Genomic DNA, 12513 nt, shown 5'->3' with positions numbered 1-12513 from the left:
ATTCCACCAATCCTGCCCAGGACAAGGCATAATTGACAGTTTGATGCTACGACTTTATAGGATGAGATATAATGATCTATCGTTACTGAGCATTCAGTATCAACTTCCTTCCTTCAATTCTTGCGGCTACGTCTAACATGGAAAGCGCTTTTATCACCTCAGAAATATGAGCGGTCCTTGGGATGGTACCACTTAAACCAACATTTGCTGAATTACCTTCAAATACTACTTCCACATTATACCATCGGGCTATATTTTTCATGGCTTCCGACAGTTTATCTTCTTTGAACCGGAATAACCCCTGCTTCCAGGCAATTACCTTCTCCACATCAACTTCAGCCACTTTTATTTCATCCGGTAACACTTGCGCCTGTTGACCTGGCCTGATCTTTTTCCATTGAATGCCTTTGGTTACCTGTACCGATCCTTCGATGAGTGTTGTTCTTATAGCATCTTCATCTTTATATGCATTTACATTAAACGTGGTACCTAATACCTGCACATTTATTTCCCCTGCAGTTACCTTAAAAGGTTTGGAAGGATTGTGTGCAACCTCAAACAGCACCTCTCCTGTTATTTGAACTTCCCTTAAATCGCCCTTAAAGAAAACCGGAAACCGGATGGATGACTCGGAATTTAGCCAGGCCTTTGAGCCATCACTTAAAAGCACAGGATACGTTTGTCCCCTTGCTGTTGACAGCGTATTCCACAGATCTTCCCCTTCGTTATTCACACTAGCAGCAGCATAAATAAGCTGCCCGTTTTTATTCGAAACCTGTATCCCGCCCTGTTGGGGCAATTGTCCCTTTGTTGAACTATCAAGTACAATCGATCTGCCGTCAGCCAATTTCAGGGTGGCTTTATTGATGCCTGGGGCTATATCCTGTTTCTCATTTCCTGTTTTTACCACCCCATTGCCCGCTTGCTGATCTATTTTATAAATATACATTACAGCGCCTGCCAATATGATCAGCACTGCCGCAGCAACGGATAACCTCAGCCATAGCCGTCGGATATTTCCAATATTTTGAACAGGTTCATCCTCTGCTTCAATAAGCCGGTTTAGCTTTTCCCTGGTGGATGCAATTGGTTTAGTCTGGTATTTTTCACGGATCGTTTGCTCCAAATATTCCACATCCGTCAATTGTTCGAATATTTCCCGGTTATCTACTGATTCCTCCATCCAGGCATGTAACTCTCGGCTATCCTCATCGGAAAGTTCTTGTTTAAGATGTTTCCCAATAAGGAAAGCAATCCGATTGGCCATGTCTTTCATAATTGTATAATTAGGCGGGTGAATTAAAACACCTATAGGATACTTATCGGCGCCCGTATGGTATTAGGACAACTGACGGGTTCAATATTTACCGGAAAATTTACAGAAACTTCAAAAAAAATTCACGAAGCGGTAATATTGCACCTAAAGCCGGTTGGCAATTTCTACCATCAAAGCCAGCATGTTAATAGGTAAGCCTCTTTTAAAAATGGCTGTTTTAATGGCTTTCAGCGCTATTGATCTGAGATTAAAAACGGTCCTTGTGGTGAGGTTAAGCCTTTCGGCAATTTCATTGGTTTCATAACCATCCAGGTAAGACATTTTAAATACTGCTTTGCAATTAGCAGGAAGGCTCTCTATTTCTACCAGGATCTGACTGATCAATTCAGATTCTATTTCGCTTAACAAAACAGCCTTCTGTTCATTAGCAATGAGGGCTGCAATGTTCTTATGATTGACAGCCTTCACTTTCTGGTGTTTCAGCAAATTAAGGCAGGAATTTTTTGCAGAGACATATAAAAAACTCTTTACATTAGAGATGGAACCCCAGGTCTCTTTTGTCCGCCAAAGTTTATAAAAAGTTTCGGCTGCTATATCCTGAGCATCTTCAAAACCAACAAAATTTTTGCAATAGGTTATCAGTTGATCGCTCAACTGATTGTAGAGTGCATCGAAGGCGCTTTTATCGCCTTGTCTAAACGCCAGATTAATATCATCCCAAACATTCTGCATATTTATAATAAAGCAATCCCAAACGGAAAACAATCTTTTTTAATAAGTGCAACGAGAGAGGATAAGATTCGTATGTCTGGATAAGACTTATTTGCGAAGAAGATCAAATGGACTGGCAATCAAAATGCAGGGAAATGGGTTGGGCTAAAATGCGTAAACAAAACACGACAATTAAGACCTCTTGTCTTTTCACATTAACTAACGCGTATCGTTGTTTTTAATATCTACAGTTAAAATACTGGCTTTTGCAACAATAAACAAAAATGTGTGGAAATAATGATCTGCGAATTTAGGGCAAACGATTTTTCGCAGGGTTTCTGATTTGGCTGTCCTTTGCCTCATGAAAACCTTTATCGTCGCAATGATCTTGTTGGCATTCCCCAACCGGCCGCTTTTACGCGAAGGCAAACTGCCTGCTAAAAAACATCCTGAACGTCCCAACATCATCCTCATCATTGCCGACGACCTGGGCTATAGCGACCTCGCTTCTTACGGCAACACCGCCATTCAAACCCCGCATATCGACGGTCTGGCAAAGAACGGGGTGCGTTTCACGCGTGCCTACGTTACCTCTCCCATCTGTTCCCCATCCCGGATGGGCATTATGACGGGTCGGTATCAAAACCGGTTTGGCGGCGAATACATGCCCTATGAAAAATTCGACCCGCAATTCTTGTCCTGGCTTCGCAAACATTATTTCTCCCTGCGTCGCACACTTCCAGGCATGCGGGCTCTGCAACCAAATCTCTGGTTGAACCGCAGCAGATACACGACAGGCCTCGCTGCCAATGAATTGATACTGGCACAATTGCTAAAATCCAATGGTTACACTACGGGCCTTGTGGGAAAATGGAACCTGGGCGACGACAACGGGAACCACCCCTACCAGCGGGGTTATGATTACAGTTATTATTTTGATGCGGCATTGACACGTTATGTCGATGATCCTATCGATTCCAATCGCTACGTTTCACAGCGTCTCCCCTGGGCCTTCTCTGAATTGCCCGCCTGGGTGCCCCGTGGCGGGTCCACACAAATCCGGGAAGACTCCACCATCATAAAGGACACAAGTTACCTCACCTTTTCACTGGCGGAGAAAGCAAGCCAATTCATTGGCCGGAACAAAGACCGCCCCTTTTTCCTCACGCTGACCTTCAACGCCCCACACGATCCCTTTCAGGCCCCTCGCGCTTACTTTGACAAACTCAAGACCATTACCGATAGCACAAAGCGCATCTATACCGCCATGATAGAAGCCCTGGACGATGCCGTTGGCATAGTGCTGCATAAACTAACAGCAGAAGGACTTGACGATAATACAATGGTGCTGTTCATCAGCGACAATGGCGGCGCCACTTATACCCGCGCAACCGACAACACGCCATTGCGTGGCGGCAAATGCACCCACTTTGAAGGAGGCCTTCTCGTTCCCTTTTTCATCCGGTATCCCGGCATTCCCAAACCACTCGTGTTCAACAGACCCGTTTCAGCCCTGGACATCTTCACTACTGTTACAGCGCTTTCCCATATTCAGCTTCCTGCCGACCGGCCCTACGACGGGGTAAACCTCCTCCCCTACCTACAGGCCGACACCGGTCTTCCTCATCCTGTCTTATACTGGCGCAGCGGCTATTCCCGCGCCATCTGCAAAAACAACTGGAAATTCTATGAGAACAGAAAAGACCATCTACAATTCCTTTTCGATCTCAATACCGACATCAGGGAACAAACTGATCTCTCTTCCAGTCGACCCGAGATCCTCAAAGAGCTGTCCCGTGAACTGGACCTATGGGAAAAAACGCAGACCATAAAACCGGCATGGCCGAGTGCCTCCGACGTGCTTATCGATGTAGGCAGTCACAAGGTCCATTTCCCGACCTGAGAAATATTTTTAAAATATTTCTCCCAGACTTGTCACAAAACAACCCTCACCGGATCATAGGTAAGAACAAATCTTAAATATATGGACACTCCGTTTCTTACTCCCGTTGAAAAACCTAAAGGCCTGTGGGAGAAATTGCTTTATTTCTATTGTAAAAAGAAGTTTGGAAAGGTGATGACGCCATTAAAAGTGATGGCTGCCAGGATGCCTTTTGGTTTTGCAGCATTCTCCGGAAAGATCAGCCAGCTGGATAACAAATTACAGCTGCCGGCAGAAACCGTTATGCTTGTTCGCCAGAAAGTGGCTGAAATAAATGTTTGCCATTTTTGTATTGATATCGGACGGGCGAGAACGATCGCCTCTTCTATGGACCAGTCAAAGTTTGATGAGCTGGCTGACTATCAGACAAGCAACCGCTTTTCTGAAAAAGAACGGGTGTTACTGGATTTTGTTACCATGCTTACCCGTGATCGCAAAATGGAACAGGAGTTGTTTGATAAGGTGGCAAAACATTATGATGAACGTTCCATCTGCGAGATCGTTTGGATAACAGCTACTGAATTTTATTATAATATCGGAAATATCGGACTGAATATCCATTCCGACAGATTATGTGATATTACCAAAATGCGAAAAGGCCAGCGCGCATAATGATCGCCGGCTACGCCGGTCTGAATTGTAGTTTGTCTGGATTGCGAACAAACAGGATCCGGGTAATACTGGTTTCATCAAACTCAAAGTATTGAACTGAATCCAATACTTTATCAGCCTTGCGGAGTATCAGCGCTGCTGGTACTCCGTTAACAAAGGCCGGCATAACTTCGTATACATCGCCCTGATTTTCGGGTAGCTGCATAACGCCCAACAGGAACTTTTGCACCTTTTCAAAACCGAAGAGCGGTTTAAGCGCGGCACTGCGTTTACCACCGCCATCACCAAAGAGCTCGATATCACTGCGAAGTATCTGTTCAAGGGACGACCGGTCCTGGTTCAACAATGACAACAGGAATGCTTCAATAAGTGCTTTATGTTTTCCTGCATCAACAGGAAGTTTGGGTTTGCGGTCCAGCTTTTCATAAGTGCGGTGCAGGGTTTGGCGGCAATTTTCCATTGACAGCCCGGTGAGTTCCGCGATATAACTGTAATCTTCTGTAAAACTTTCCCGTAAAATAAAGACAGCCCGTTCAATGGGATTAAGCCGTTCCAGCAAAAAAAGCAGACCGTATTCAATGGTTGGCGATTCTGGAATTTCTGTGGTAATAATAGGTTCGGGCAACCAGGTACCGGTGTAGCTTTCCCGCAACACCTTTCGCTCGTTGAGCCGTTTTATACTTTTATTTACAACCATGCGCCCCATATAGGCTTTGGGTTCCTTTACGTCTTCAATAGCCAGCCATTTTTCATATATGTCCTGTACAATATCTTCGGCCTCTTCAATTTCACCCAGCATGCTGTAAGCTATTTTGAACAGGTAAGGACGGAGTTGCAGAACTTCGGTAGTTGTTTCCATTTCTTTTAAATGCTATACAAAGCTATTGAAAAACCGTCAGGAATGTATTGTTACTCATATTCATTAGCTATTGCCTCGAGTATCCCAATCTATATCATCATACCTAAACGCTCAATTTGCTAACTGATACTGTTTGGGTGTAATCCCATACACCTGCTTAAATGATTGAATAAAACTCGACAGGTTTTCATAGCCAAGCTCAAAATAGATCTCACTTGCTTTCCGGTCCTTCTGTCGAAGCATTGTAGCAGCCTGTTCCATTCTTTTCTCCAGTAACCATTTATTTGGACTACAATCATAGATCCGGGCGAATTTACGCTTAAATGTAGAGAGGCTCATGTTACATAAAAAGGCCAGTTCTTCAACAGTGATACTGCTATTTATATGGGAAGTAACTGCCTGGCGAATGATCAAATCATCGTTTGACCTGGCGTGCATATTCCTGATCTGCTGCATTTTTCCCGGATAGTGTATAGCTAGATAAAGGAACAGTTCTTCCAGTTTTACTTTCTTCAGGTCATCATAGATGGGTTGATCGCCAACAATCATACAGTCAAGCGATCGAATAAAATTTATCAAAAAGTCATCCTTTTCGAAAAGCAGGAATGGCAGGGTTGCAGATTGTGTGGTGTGATTGTCAAATAAAACAGCATGGCGGTTAAAAAGATCAGCTAACAGTTCACTATCAAAGAAAAAAAGGATACTGTGATAATCAGATTTTTTTGCCGGGGTCTTTTCACTCATCAGGCAATTGCCGGCAGCTAACATAACAAACTGGTGAGGCTGCACCGTAACCTGCGTACCTGCAAAATGGACCGTTTTTTCCCCCTCCAATAGAAAAGACAACAGATTTTGCTGCAGGGTTATTTTAGCCCTGTGTACAGGATTCTTTGTGCGATAACGAAAAATAGATATCTCCATGATGAAATTCCCATTATAAAAAAACAGCAAGTATTATTCTCACCCTAAATAAAATGGAAGGACCCGGCTTTTGCAAATTTAAGCGATTATAAAGAAGAAGGCTTTTTGCCATGAAAATTGTTGTTTGGCATGTTATATTGGTTTTATAATTTGCAGCTTGATGAATAAACGAAAATGGATAAAACTAGGAATAAAGGCAGTAATACTGGCCTTTGTTCTGATGAACATTGTCGCAATTTTCCATTCTTACAAATTCACCCACTTTTCAAACGGGTATGTTTTGAAAACAAAGGACCCCGGAAAACTTTCACTGGGTCAAAAAGTACAGACCCTCCTGTTTGGAATAAGTAACCCTCGTCCTGTCAATCATGTTAAACCGGCGACTGATTTTGAAACAATAAAGTTAAAAAGTAATAAACAGATTGAATGCTGGAGCATTAAAGCAGATAGTGCTAAAGGAGTGGTAATTCTTTATCACGGGTTTAGCGGCGAAAAGTCTTCCCTGCTCGACAAAGCAGCTATCTTCCGGAGTTTAGGATACAATACATTGCTGGTTGACTTCATGGGGTCAGGCGGTTCTGAAGGCAACCAGACAACCATCGGATTTAAAGAAGCGGAACAGGTAAAAACATGTTTCGACTATTTAACCCAACAAGGCCAACAAAAAATTTACCTGTTTGGAACGTCAATGGGTGCAGTGGCTATAATGAAAGCAATAAATGACTACCAGATAAAGCCTGAAGGAATTATTATTGAATGTCCTTTTGGATCTATGTACCAGACCGTTTGTGCCCGGTTCAGGTCAATGAGCGTGCCCACCTTCCCAATGGCGGGTTTGTTGGTATTCTGGGGCGGCGTTCAAAATGGTTTCTGGGCTTTTGGTCATAATCCAACTGCCTACGCAAAAAATATCACCTGTCCGTCGTTGTTGCTCTATGGTGCACAGGACGAAAAAGTAAGCCAGGAAGAAACAACTGCTATCTTTACCAATCTGAACGGCAAAAAGCAATTAAAGATCTATCCCGAAGCGGGTCACGAAAACTATTTAATGAAATATGCAGATGAATGGAAGAAGGATGTAAGCGCCTTCTTAATTAGTTACTGATATCCGATAGCCCCAAAAAGTCTACAACAGTAACGTAAAAGGCTTGCGTATTGCCACAAATGGACTTGATCCTGCCTTTTTTATTGTTATTACTAAACCGATCATAATAATCAATTTTGACTGGTCCAATCGTACTCAATTTACCCTTTTTCTCCTCCCAGGAAAAGGTGTCATAGTAATCAATATTATAATTACCGAATGACTTCATTTTACCTTTCTTCTCCTCCCGTTCATAGGAGTCATAGTAATCAATATTAATATTTCCAATCGATTTTATTTTTCCTGTCTTCTGGTCATTATCAAAATTGTCGTAGTAGTCGATATTTGTATTTCCAATAGATTTTATCTTTCCAACTTTCTCCTTATTACTGAATTTATCATAATAATCAATAGCAACACCATTTATGGACCTTATTTTACCCGCTTTTTCATCGGCTTCAAAGTAATCATAATACTTATCACAGGTATACGCTTCCTGCCCATCCGTCCGTTTGTCATGTGTATTTAAAGGGAAAATATCACCCGTTGAAGAAATATATAGATCAAGACCGTTCAGGGTAAAAACAATAGAATTAATTGAGAAGGCCTCTGTGGTGATCCTGACATTTATTTCAGTTAATTCCTGTGCCCTGCAAATTTGACCAGCTAAAAATAAGAATACAAATAAGGAAGTAGGTTTCACTGCCAATTCATTTATAGTAATTGAATAAAGACATTGGGCCAGCCTAAGTTACTGTTGAAATGACTGAAAAAGCTGACTGCCGGTAATAAATGGTTGTTAAACCCCAAAAACTGTGATAACAATTTGATAATATCCGGCAATCTACCGTTGTCGCCCCGCGTAAATGACGTGTACGATCAGACTATTTTAATTATGCCGCCGGTACCACGATTCAATCCGTTGTGCTTTCCTGGTTACATCTACTGTTGAATAAGTAATGAATGCGGGTTTTAATAGTTCAGCGATCTTTCCTAATTCTTCCCAGGATAGCATGATGTTACGGTACATTGTTTTTGAATAGGACACCTCGTTTCTAACCTGGTAAATAACAAAATCGTGTCCAGTCGATTCGGAATAAGTTACCCCTGAAAAGGTAATAGTACTATCTCTGAATAGCGTTTTAACTTCCAACTGATCAGAGAAAGCATATCCACCACGAAGCGGACTGGGTTTCGTTCTCAAAATGCCCAGCTCCCGGTCTTTCATCTCAATATCATATCCGCGGTCGATCAATAGACGGGTCAGTTGCATGAACTTCCCGGTGGTATCGGTAAAGTGCAGAATGATGCGATTGCTTTTATTCAATATGGGGGCGGTGGTGTCCTGTGCCAGCACTGAAACGCCAGCTAATAATAAGAAGAAGGATAGGTACAATTTGCTCATGGTAAGGTTTTAAAACAAATTTACCAGCAGGCAGGGCGCCTCCGCATCAAAGCTTCGTTAAAGCTGGCGTCTCACAGGCTTTTTAACATATAGATCACGGCTGGCACCAATTTATCTAAAGTAGCAACCTCATTAAGTTATTGTGGCAATTATAATCCACTCATTAAAAGGAACCATTTAACCGTAAAATGGGAGATAATTAAATGCGGGGAAGCATTTTGTCTGTCATTTCAGTGTAAACTTGTATACTAATTGCACTCACTCATTCTCCTGGAAAATCTATTCCGTTTCCTAGCTGCACCCTGCCCATTAATTCCAATTATTACAAGAAATCATTATTCTATCCACAAAGGGGTTTGATCCTAAAATACATCTATCATGAAAAAAAATCTTGCAGAATTCATTGGCACTTTCTGGCTGGTGTTCGGAGGATGCGGCAGCGCATTACTCGCTGCTTCATTTCCTGCTTTAGGAATAGGCTTTGTTGGTGTGGCGCTTGCTTTTGGCCTTACCGTACTTACCATTGCTTATTCATTGGGGCACATTTCAGGAGCCCATCTTAACCCAGCCGTTACAATCGGCCTATGGGCCGGAGGCAGACACCCGGCCGGTGAAGTGCTTCCCTATATCATTTCACAAATTGCCGGTGGTCTCGCAGCTGCGGCAGTTTTATATTTTATCCTAACAGGCAATGGATCGTCCATAGGGACCTTTGCCGCTAACGGGTATGACGAATACTCGCCGGGGAAATACAGCCTTTCGGCAGCGTTTGTGACAGAGACGGTCATGACATTTATGTTTCTCATGGTCATTTTGGGGGCAACAGATGAAAGGGCCCCCAAAGGTTTTGCGGGTATAGCAATAGGACTTGCATTGACTTTAATTCATCTGGTAAGCATCCCTGTTACCAATACGTCTGTTAACCCTGCAAGGAGCATCAGCCAGGCCGTATTTGTCGGGGGATGGGCGATTGCACAATTATGGTTGTTTATTGCAGCTCCGATCCTGGGCGCCTTAATTGCGGGAGTTTCCTATAAATTTTTAAATGAAAAGACCAGCTTAAAGCTTCCCACCACCTTAGAACAGACATTGTAATGTTGTTTTATGAAGTATTATTTGTTGCTTTTGCTATCTATACCCGTTGTAGCCAAAGCCCAAAATGATTCTATTGTTTTCAGGAATGGAAATACGATGGCAGGCGAAATAAAATCATTGACAAATGGCGTACTCACTGTTAAGACCGCCTTGTAAAAACATAATCTGCAATTACTGAAAATGGATGAAGAAGACCGAAACATCAAAACTGAACCATCATTAAGCAATACAGACCTTGCCTTTGAGCGAACAATTATGGGGCATGAACGCACCTTAATGGCATGGATCCGAACAACCATGTCATTGATCTCCTTTGGGTTTACTATTTATAAATTCCTCCAACAAACGAGTACCAACCAAGCGGGCCAACAACGGTTATTAACGCCCAGGCTAGTAGGTATGATCATGATCTTATTTGGCCTGGTTGGACTTTTTTTTGCCTTACTTGATCACAAAGGGTTTATAAAAAAGATCAGGAAAGCTTATCCAGCTACGCAAAGTTCGAGATCCTTTTTGTTAGGTGTCCTGGTCTTTATATTTGGCCTCTTATTGTTTTTAGGGGTCCTATTCCGGCAATAGCACGAGGGCCGGCATTTCAGCTAATTTTGCTAGTAGCTATGGTTGGGGATGGGGTTAACGATGCGCCTGCTATGGCAAAAAAGTACGGTTGGTATAGCTATGGGTGCTGCCGGTAGCGACGTAGCCTTAGAGACCGCAGATGTAGCCCTGATGGCAGACAAACTAAGCAACCTGCCCTTTGCCATAGGGCTTAGTAAAAAAGCGCATAGTATTATCAGACAGAACCTGGCCATTAGCCTGGGAATGGTTGTGGTATTGATCCCGTTAACCATTCTGGGTATTGCTCAAATTGGCCCAGCCGTTATCGGCCATGAGGGTTCTACCCTGGTTGTGGTGTTTAATGCGTTGAGATTATTGGCTTATAAAAATTGATCCACTTACATTTCAAGCTCTGAAGTAATAAATTTTTTGGATTTTCCAGGGAATGCCACTCGAGGTAATAACCGCGCTTTGGGCAAAAGGCTTAAATAATATCTTGCAAAATATTGTTTCCTGCTAAAAAGTAGCGTATAATAGCGCAAAATAACGACAACATTTAATCATATAAATACCATGACAAAATTCTCAAAACTGTTTTTATTTATTATCATTACCATTATGGCTGTTAGTTGCGGGAACAAGGCCGACATGATCAAAGCAGGTTCAATTTGTACAATTGATGACGGAGAGGGGAAATTCGGCGTGGTAAAAGTTCTTGTTATTAACGATCAGGAAGCACACATAAAAATTTATAAAAACAAATACGATCAACGACCATCTAAAATCGACCTCAAGACGTTGAGTTTGGGTTCTATAAATGACAAAGACGGGAACATTGGTATCGGGCATGTTCCTTTAGAGCGAAAAGGTTTTGACAGTTGGAAACCAGTTATCGTAGACTTTGAAGAGGTAACAAAAGATGATCTTGTTGGCTATGAATTTTGGAAGAACAATAGCAATTGATATTGTAAGTGCGCAGGATTAATATCCAGGCGACAAGTACGCTCATTTTACAAAGTCGATCCGCCATGAAAATAAAAAAGTATTTATAATTTACTAATACGGTGGTATATTTCTATTTTAGCGCCATTATACATTTAAATCCGTTCCTGTGAACAAGGCCTTACTTTTTATTTTATCTTTTACCGTAGCCTGCAATGCGGTTCATGAAACCAAACCCAACAAAGAATACCAGAAGAACTGGAAAACGAATAACCTGAAGGGCAAAGTAAAAGCCATTACAGCGTTCAATTATAAGCAATTCGTTCCTGATTCCGCGCTCACGTATTATGTTACGAAAGAGGATTTTACATTCAGCCCCGCCGGAAATGTTACAGAACAAACCACTTACCTGCTCCAGCAAGTGTTCCAATCCAAATATGTTTACAAATATGATACGGCTGGCAACTATACTGAATTAACAGCCTATGACGAGGAGGGCAATTTTAGATTTAAAGACACCTATGAATTTGATGCAATGGGACAACTGATTGCGGATGAAGAGCATAACGCTCGCGGGAAAACGAGGATGGAATATGCGTATAACTCACACGGCGATCGAATTCTATTAAAGGATGTCTCCCCCCCGGTGTCACTAAGAGAATTGCGATATACTTATGATTCCATTGGCCGGACTGTTCAACAGGAATATTCTGATACCTATAAGAACGATAAAACAGAAGGGTCCAAGGTGGTTTTTGAATACAAGGGCGATACCATACAGGAAATGCATTACGAGGAAGGGACATTTGATTATAAAGAGCAGACAGTTTACTATAAAGAGGAAAAAATACTTTGGAGAAAGCTGACCGGGGGTAACATTACTAAAGATTTTGAAGAAGCTTATAAATACGATTCTTCAGATAACGTTGTTGAATATGTAAAAAGAAACGATCTGGAAATAAATACCAGGGAATCTTATCGTTATGAATATGTATTTGACAGGCAGGGAAACTGGATAAAACGAACAACTTATAAAGTAGACGGAAGTCCCAAGGCATCGATAGAACGAAAAATAGAATACTATTAATGCTATTTTGCTAAATCCGTA

General features: G+C 42.0%; 14 protein-coding genes and 1 pseudogene. 9 read left to right on the top strand and 6 right to left on the bottom strand.

Going from position 1 to position 12513, the window contains the following annotated elements; translation table 11 throughout:
- Nucleotides 1–82: 82 nt before the first annotated feature.
- Nucleotides 83–1276 carry a FecR family protein gene (locus tag J7I42_RS21175; protein ID WP_209140866.1) on the bottom strand — a complete coding sequence of 398 codons (1194 nt, stop codon included), beginning with the start codon at nt 1274–1276 and terminating at the stop codon, nt 83–85.
- A gap of 144 nt (nt 1277–1420) precedes the next feature.
- Nucleotides 1421–2008, bottom strand: coding sequence for an RNA polymerase sigma factor (locus tag J7I42_RS21170; protein WP_209140865.1), 588 nt, complete (start codon nt 2006–2008; stop codon nt 1421–1423).
- 361 nt (nt 2009–2369) lie between these two features.
- On the opposite strand from J7I42_RS21170, the gene J7I42_RS21165 reads away from it, so the two are divergent.
- Entirely contained in the window at nt 2370–3890 is a 1521-nt protein-coding gene (locus J7I42_RS21165; protein ID WP_209140864.1) for a sulfatase-like hydrolase/transferase, read from the top strand.
- Nucleotides 3891–3971: 81 nt separating this feature from the next.
- Nucleotides 3972–4541, top strand: a complete 570-nt coding sequence (locus tag J7I42_RS21160; protein ID WP_209140863.1) for a carboxymuconolactone decarboxylase family protein — start codon at nt 3972–3974, stop codon at nt 4539–4541.
- Nucleotides 4542–4551: 10 nt separating this feature from the next.
- Here the strand turns inward: J7I42_RS21160 and J7I42_RS21155 are convergent, their stop codons facing one another.
- Nucleotides 4552–5400 carry a sigma factor gene (locus J7I42_RS21155; protein WP_209140862.1) on the bottom strand — a complete coding sequence of 283 codons (849 nt, stop codon included), beginning with the start codon at nt 5398–5400 and terminating at the stop codon, nt 4552–4554.
- Between the two features lie 111 nt (nt 5401–5511).
- Nucleotides 5512–6321, bottom strand: a complete 810-nt coding sequence (locus tag J7I42_RS21150; protein WP_209140861.1) for a helix-turn-helix domain-containing protein — start codon at nt 6319–6321, stop codon at nt 5512–5514.
- Nucleotides 6322–6481: 160 nt separating this feature from the next.
- On the opposite strand from J7I42_RS21150, the gene J7I42_RS21145 reads away from it, so the two are divergent.
- Nucleotides 6482–7426 carry an alpha/beta hydrolase gene (locus tag J7I42_RS21145; protein ID WP_209140860.1) on the top strand — a complete coding sequence of 315 codons (945 nt, stop codon included), beginning with the start codon at nt 6482–6484 and terminating at the stop codon, nt 7424–7426.
- Here the strand turns inward: J7I42_RS21145 and J7I42_RS21140 are convergent.
- On the bottom strand, nt 7416–8108 hold the full coding sequence (locus tag J7I42_RS21140; RefSeq protein WP_209140859.1) for a hypothetical protein: 693 nt from the start codon (nt 8106–8108) through the stop codon (nt 7416–7418). The two genes, J7I42_RS21145 and J7I42_RS21140, sit on opposite strands and share 11 nt — an antisense overlap.
- 186 nt (nt 8109–8294) lie before the next feature.
- On the bottom strand, nt 8295–8810 hold the full coding sequence (locus J7I42_RS21135; RefSeq protein WP_209140858.1) for a hypothetical protein: 516 nt from the start codon (nt 8808–8810) through the stop codon (nt 8295–8297).
- Nucleotides 8811–9188: 378 nt separating this feature from the next.
- Between J7I42_RS21135 and aqpZ the strand changes: the two genes are divergently transcribed.
- From aqpZ to J7I42_RS21105, 6 genes and pseudogenes are all read left to right on the top strand, one after another.
- On the top strand, nt 9189–9905 hold the full coding sequence (aqpZ, locus tag J7I42_RS21130) for an aquaporin Z (RefSeq protein ID WP_209140857.1): 717 nt from the start codon (nt 9189–9191) through the stop codon (nt 9903–9905).
- 9 nt (nt 9906–9914) lie between these two features.
- Nucleotides 9915–10061 (top strand): hypothetical protein, encoded by a 147-nt coding sequence (locus J7I42_RS21125; RefSeq protein WP_209140856.1) that lies wholly within the window; start codon nt 9915–9917, stop codon nt 10059–10061.
- Between the two features lie 24 nt (nt 10062–10085).
- On the top strand, nt 10086–10484 hold the full coding sequence (locus tag J7I42_RS21120; RefSeq protein ID WP_209140855.1) for a YidH family protein: 399 nt from the start codon (nt 10086–10088) through the stop codon (nt 10482–10484).
- A gap of 32 nt (nt 10485–10516) precedes the next feature.
- Nucleotides 10517–10856 (top strand): annotated as a pseudogene (locus J7I42_RS21115) (heavy metal translocating P-type ATPase); the annotation flags it as partial.
- Nucleotides 10857–11036: 180 nt separating this feature from the next.
- Nucleotides 11037–11426 carry a hypothetical protein gene (locus J7I42_RS21110; protein WP_209140853.1) on the top strand — a complete coding sequence of 130 codons (390 nt, stop codon included), beginning with the start codon at nt 11037–11039 and terminating at the stop codon, nt 11424–11426.
- Nucleotides 11427–11574: 148 nt separating this feature from the next.
- Complete coding sequence (locus J7I42_RS21105; RefSeq protein WP_209140852.1) at nt 11575–12492, top strand: hypothetical protein; 918 nt, start codon at nt 11575–11577, stop codon at nt 12490–12492.
- Nucleotides 12493–12513 lie beyond the last annotated feature (21 nt).

The organism is Niastella soli (genome assembly GCF_017742245.1).
In the GTDB taxonomy this organism is placed as follows: Bacteria; Bacteroidota; Bacteroidia; order Chitinophagales; family Chitinophagaceae; genus Niastella; species Niastella soli.
The sequence above is the reverse complement of the archived record's forward strand: the minus strand, read 5'-3'. Positions and strand labels throughout refer to the sequence as shown.

Excerpts from the sequence above, each read along its gene's own strand:
- J7I42_RS21165 (WP_209140864.1), top strand. The coding sequence starts at position 2,370 with ATGATCTTGTTGGCATTCCCCAACCGGCCGCTTTTACGCGAAGGCAAA.
- J7I42_RS21150 (WP_209140861.1), bottom strand. The coding sequence starts at position 6,321 with ATGGAGATATCTATTTTTCGTTATCGCACAAAGAATCCTGTACACAGG.
- J7I42_RS21110 (WP_209140853.1), top strand. The coding sequence starts at position 11,037 with ATGACAAAATTCTCAAAACTGTTTTTATTTATTATCATTACCATTATG.
- J7I42_RS21175 (WP_209140866.1), bottom strand. The coding sequence starts at position 1,276 with ATGAAAGACATGGCCAATCGGATTGCTTTCCTTATTGGGAAACATCTT.
- J7I42_RS21170 (WP_209140865.1), bottom strand. The coding sequence starts at position 2,008 with ATGCAGAATGTTTGGGATGATATTAATCTGGCGTTTAGACAAGGCGAT.
- aqpZ (WP_209140857.1), top strand. The coding sequence starts at position 9,189 with ATGAAAAAAAATCTTGCAGAATTCATTGGCACTTTCTGGCTGGTGTTC.
- J7I42_RS21160 (WP_209140863.1), top strand. The coding sequence starts at position 3,972 with ATGGACACTCCGTTTCTTACTCCCGTTGAAAAACCTAAAGGCCTGTGG.
- J7I42_RS21155 (WP_209140862.1), bottom strand. The coding sequence starts at position 5,400 with ATGGAAACAACTACCGAAGTTCTGCAACTCCGTCCTTACCTGTTCAAA.
- J7I42_RS21135 (WP_209140858.1), bottom strand. The coding sequence starts at position 8,810 with ATGAGCAAATTGTACCTATCCTTCTTCTTATTATTAGCTGGCGTTTCA.
- J7I42_RS21120 (WP_209140855.1), top strand. The coding sequence starts at position 10,086 with ATGGATGAAGAAGACCGAAACATCAAAACTGAACCATCATTAAGCAAT.
- J7I42_RS21145 (WP_209140860.1), top strand. The coding sequence starts at position 6,482 with ATGAATAAACGAAAATGGATAAAACTAGGAATAAAGGCAGTAATACTG.
- J7I42_RS21125 (WP_209140856.1), top strand. The coding sequence starts at position 9,915 with ATGAAGTATTATTTGTTGCTTTTGCTATCTATACCCGTTGTAGCCAAA.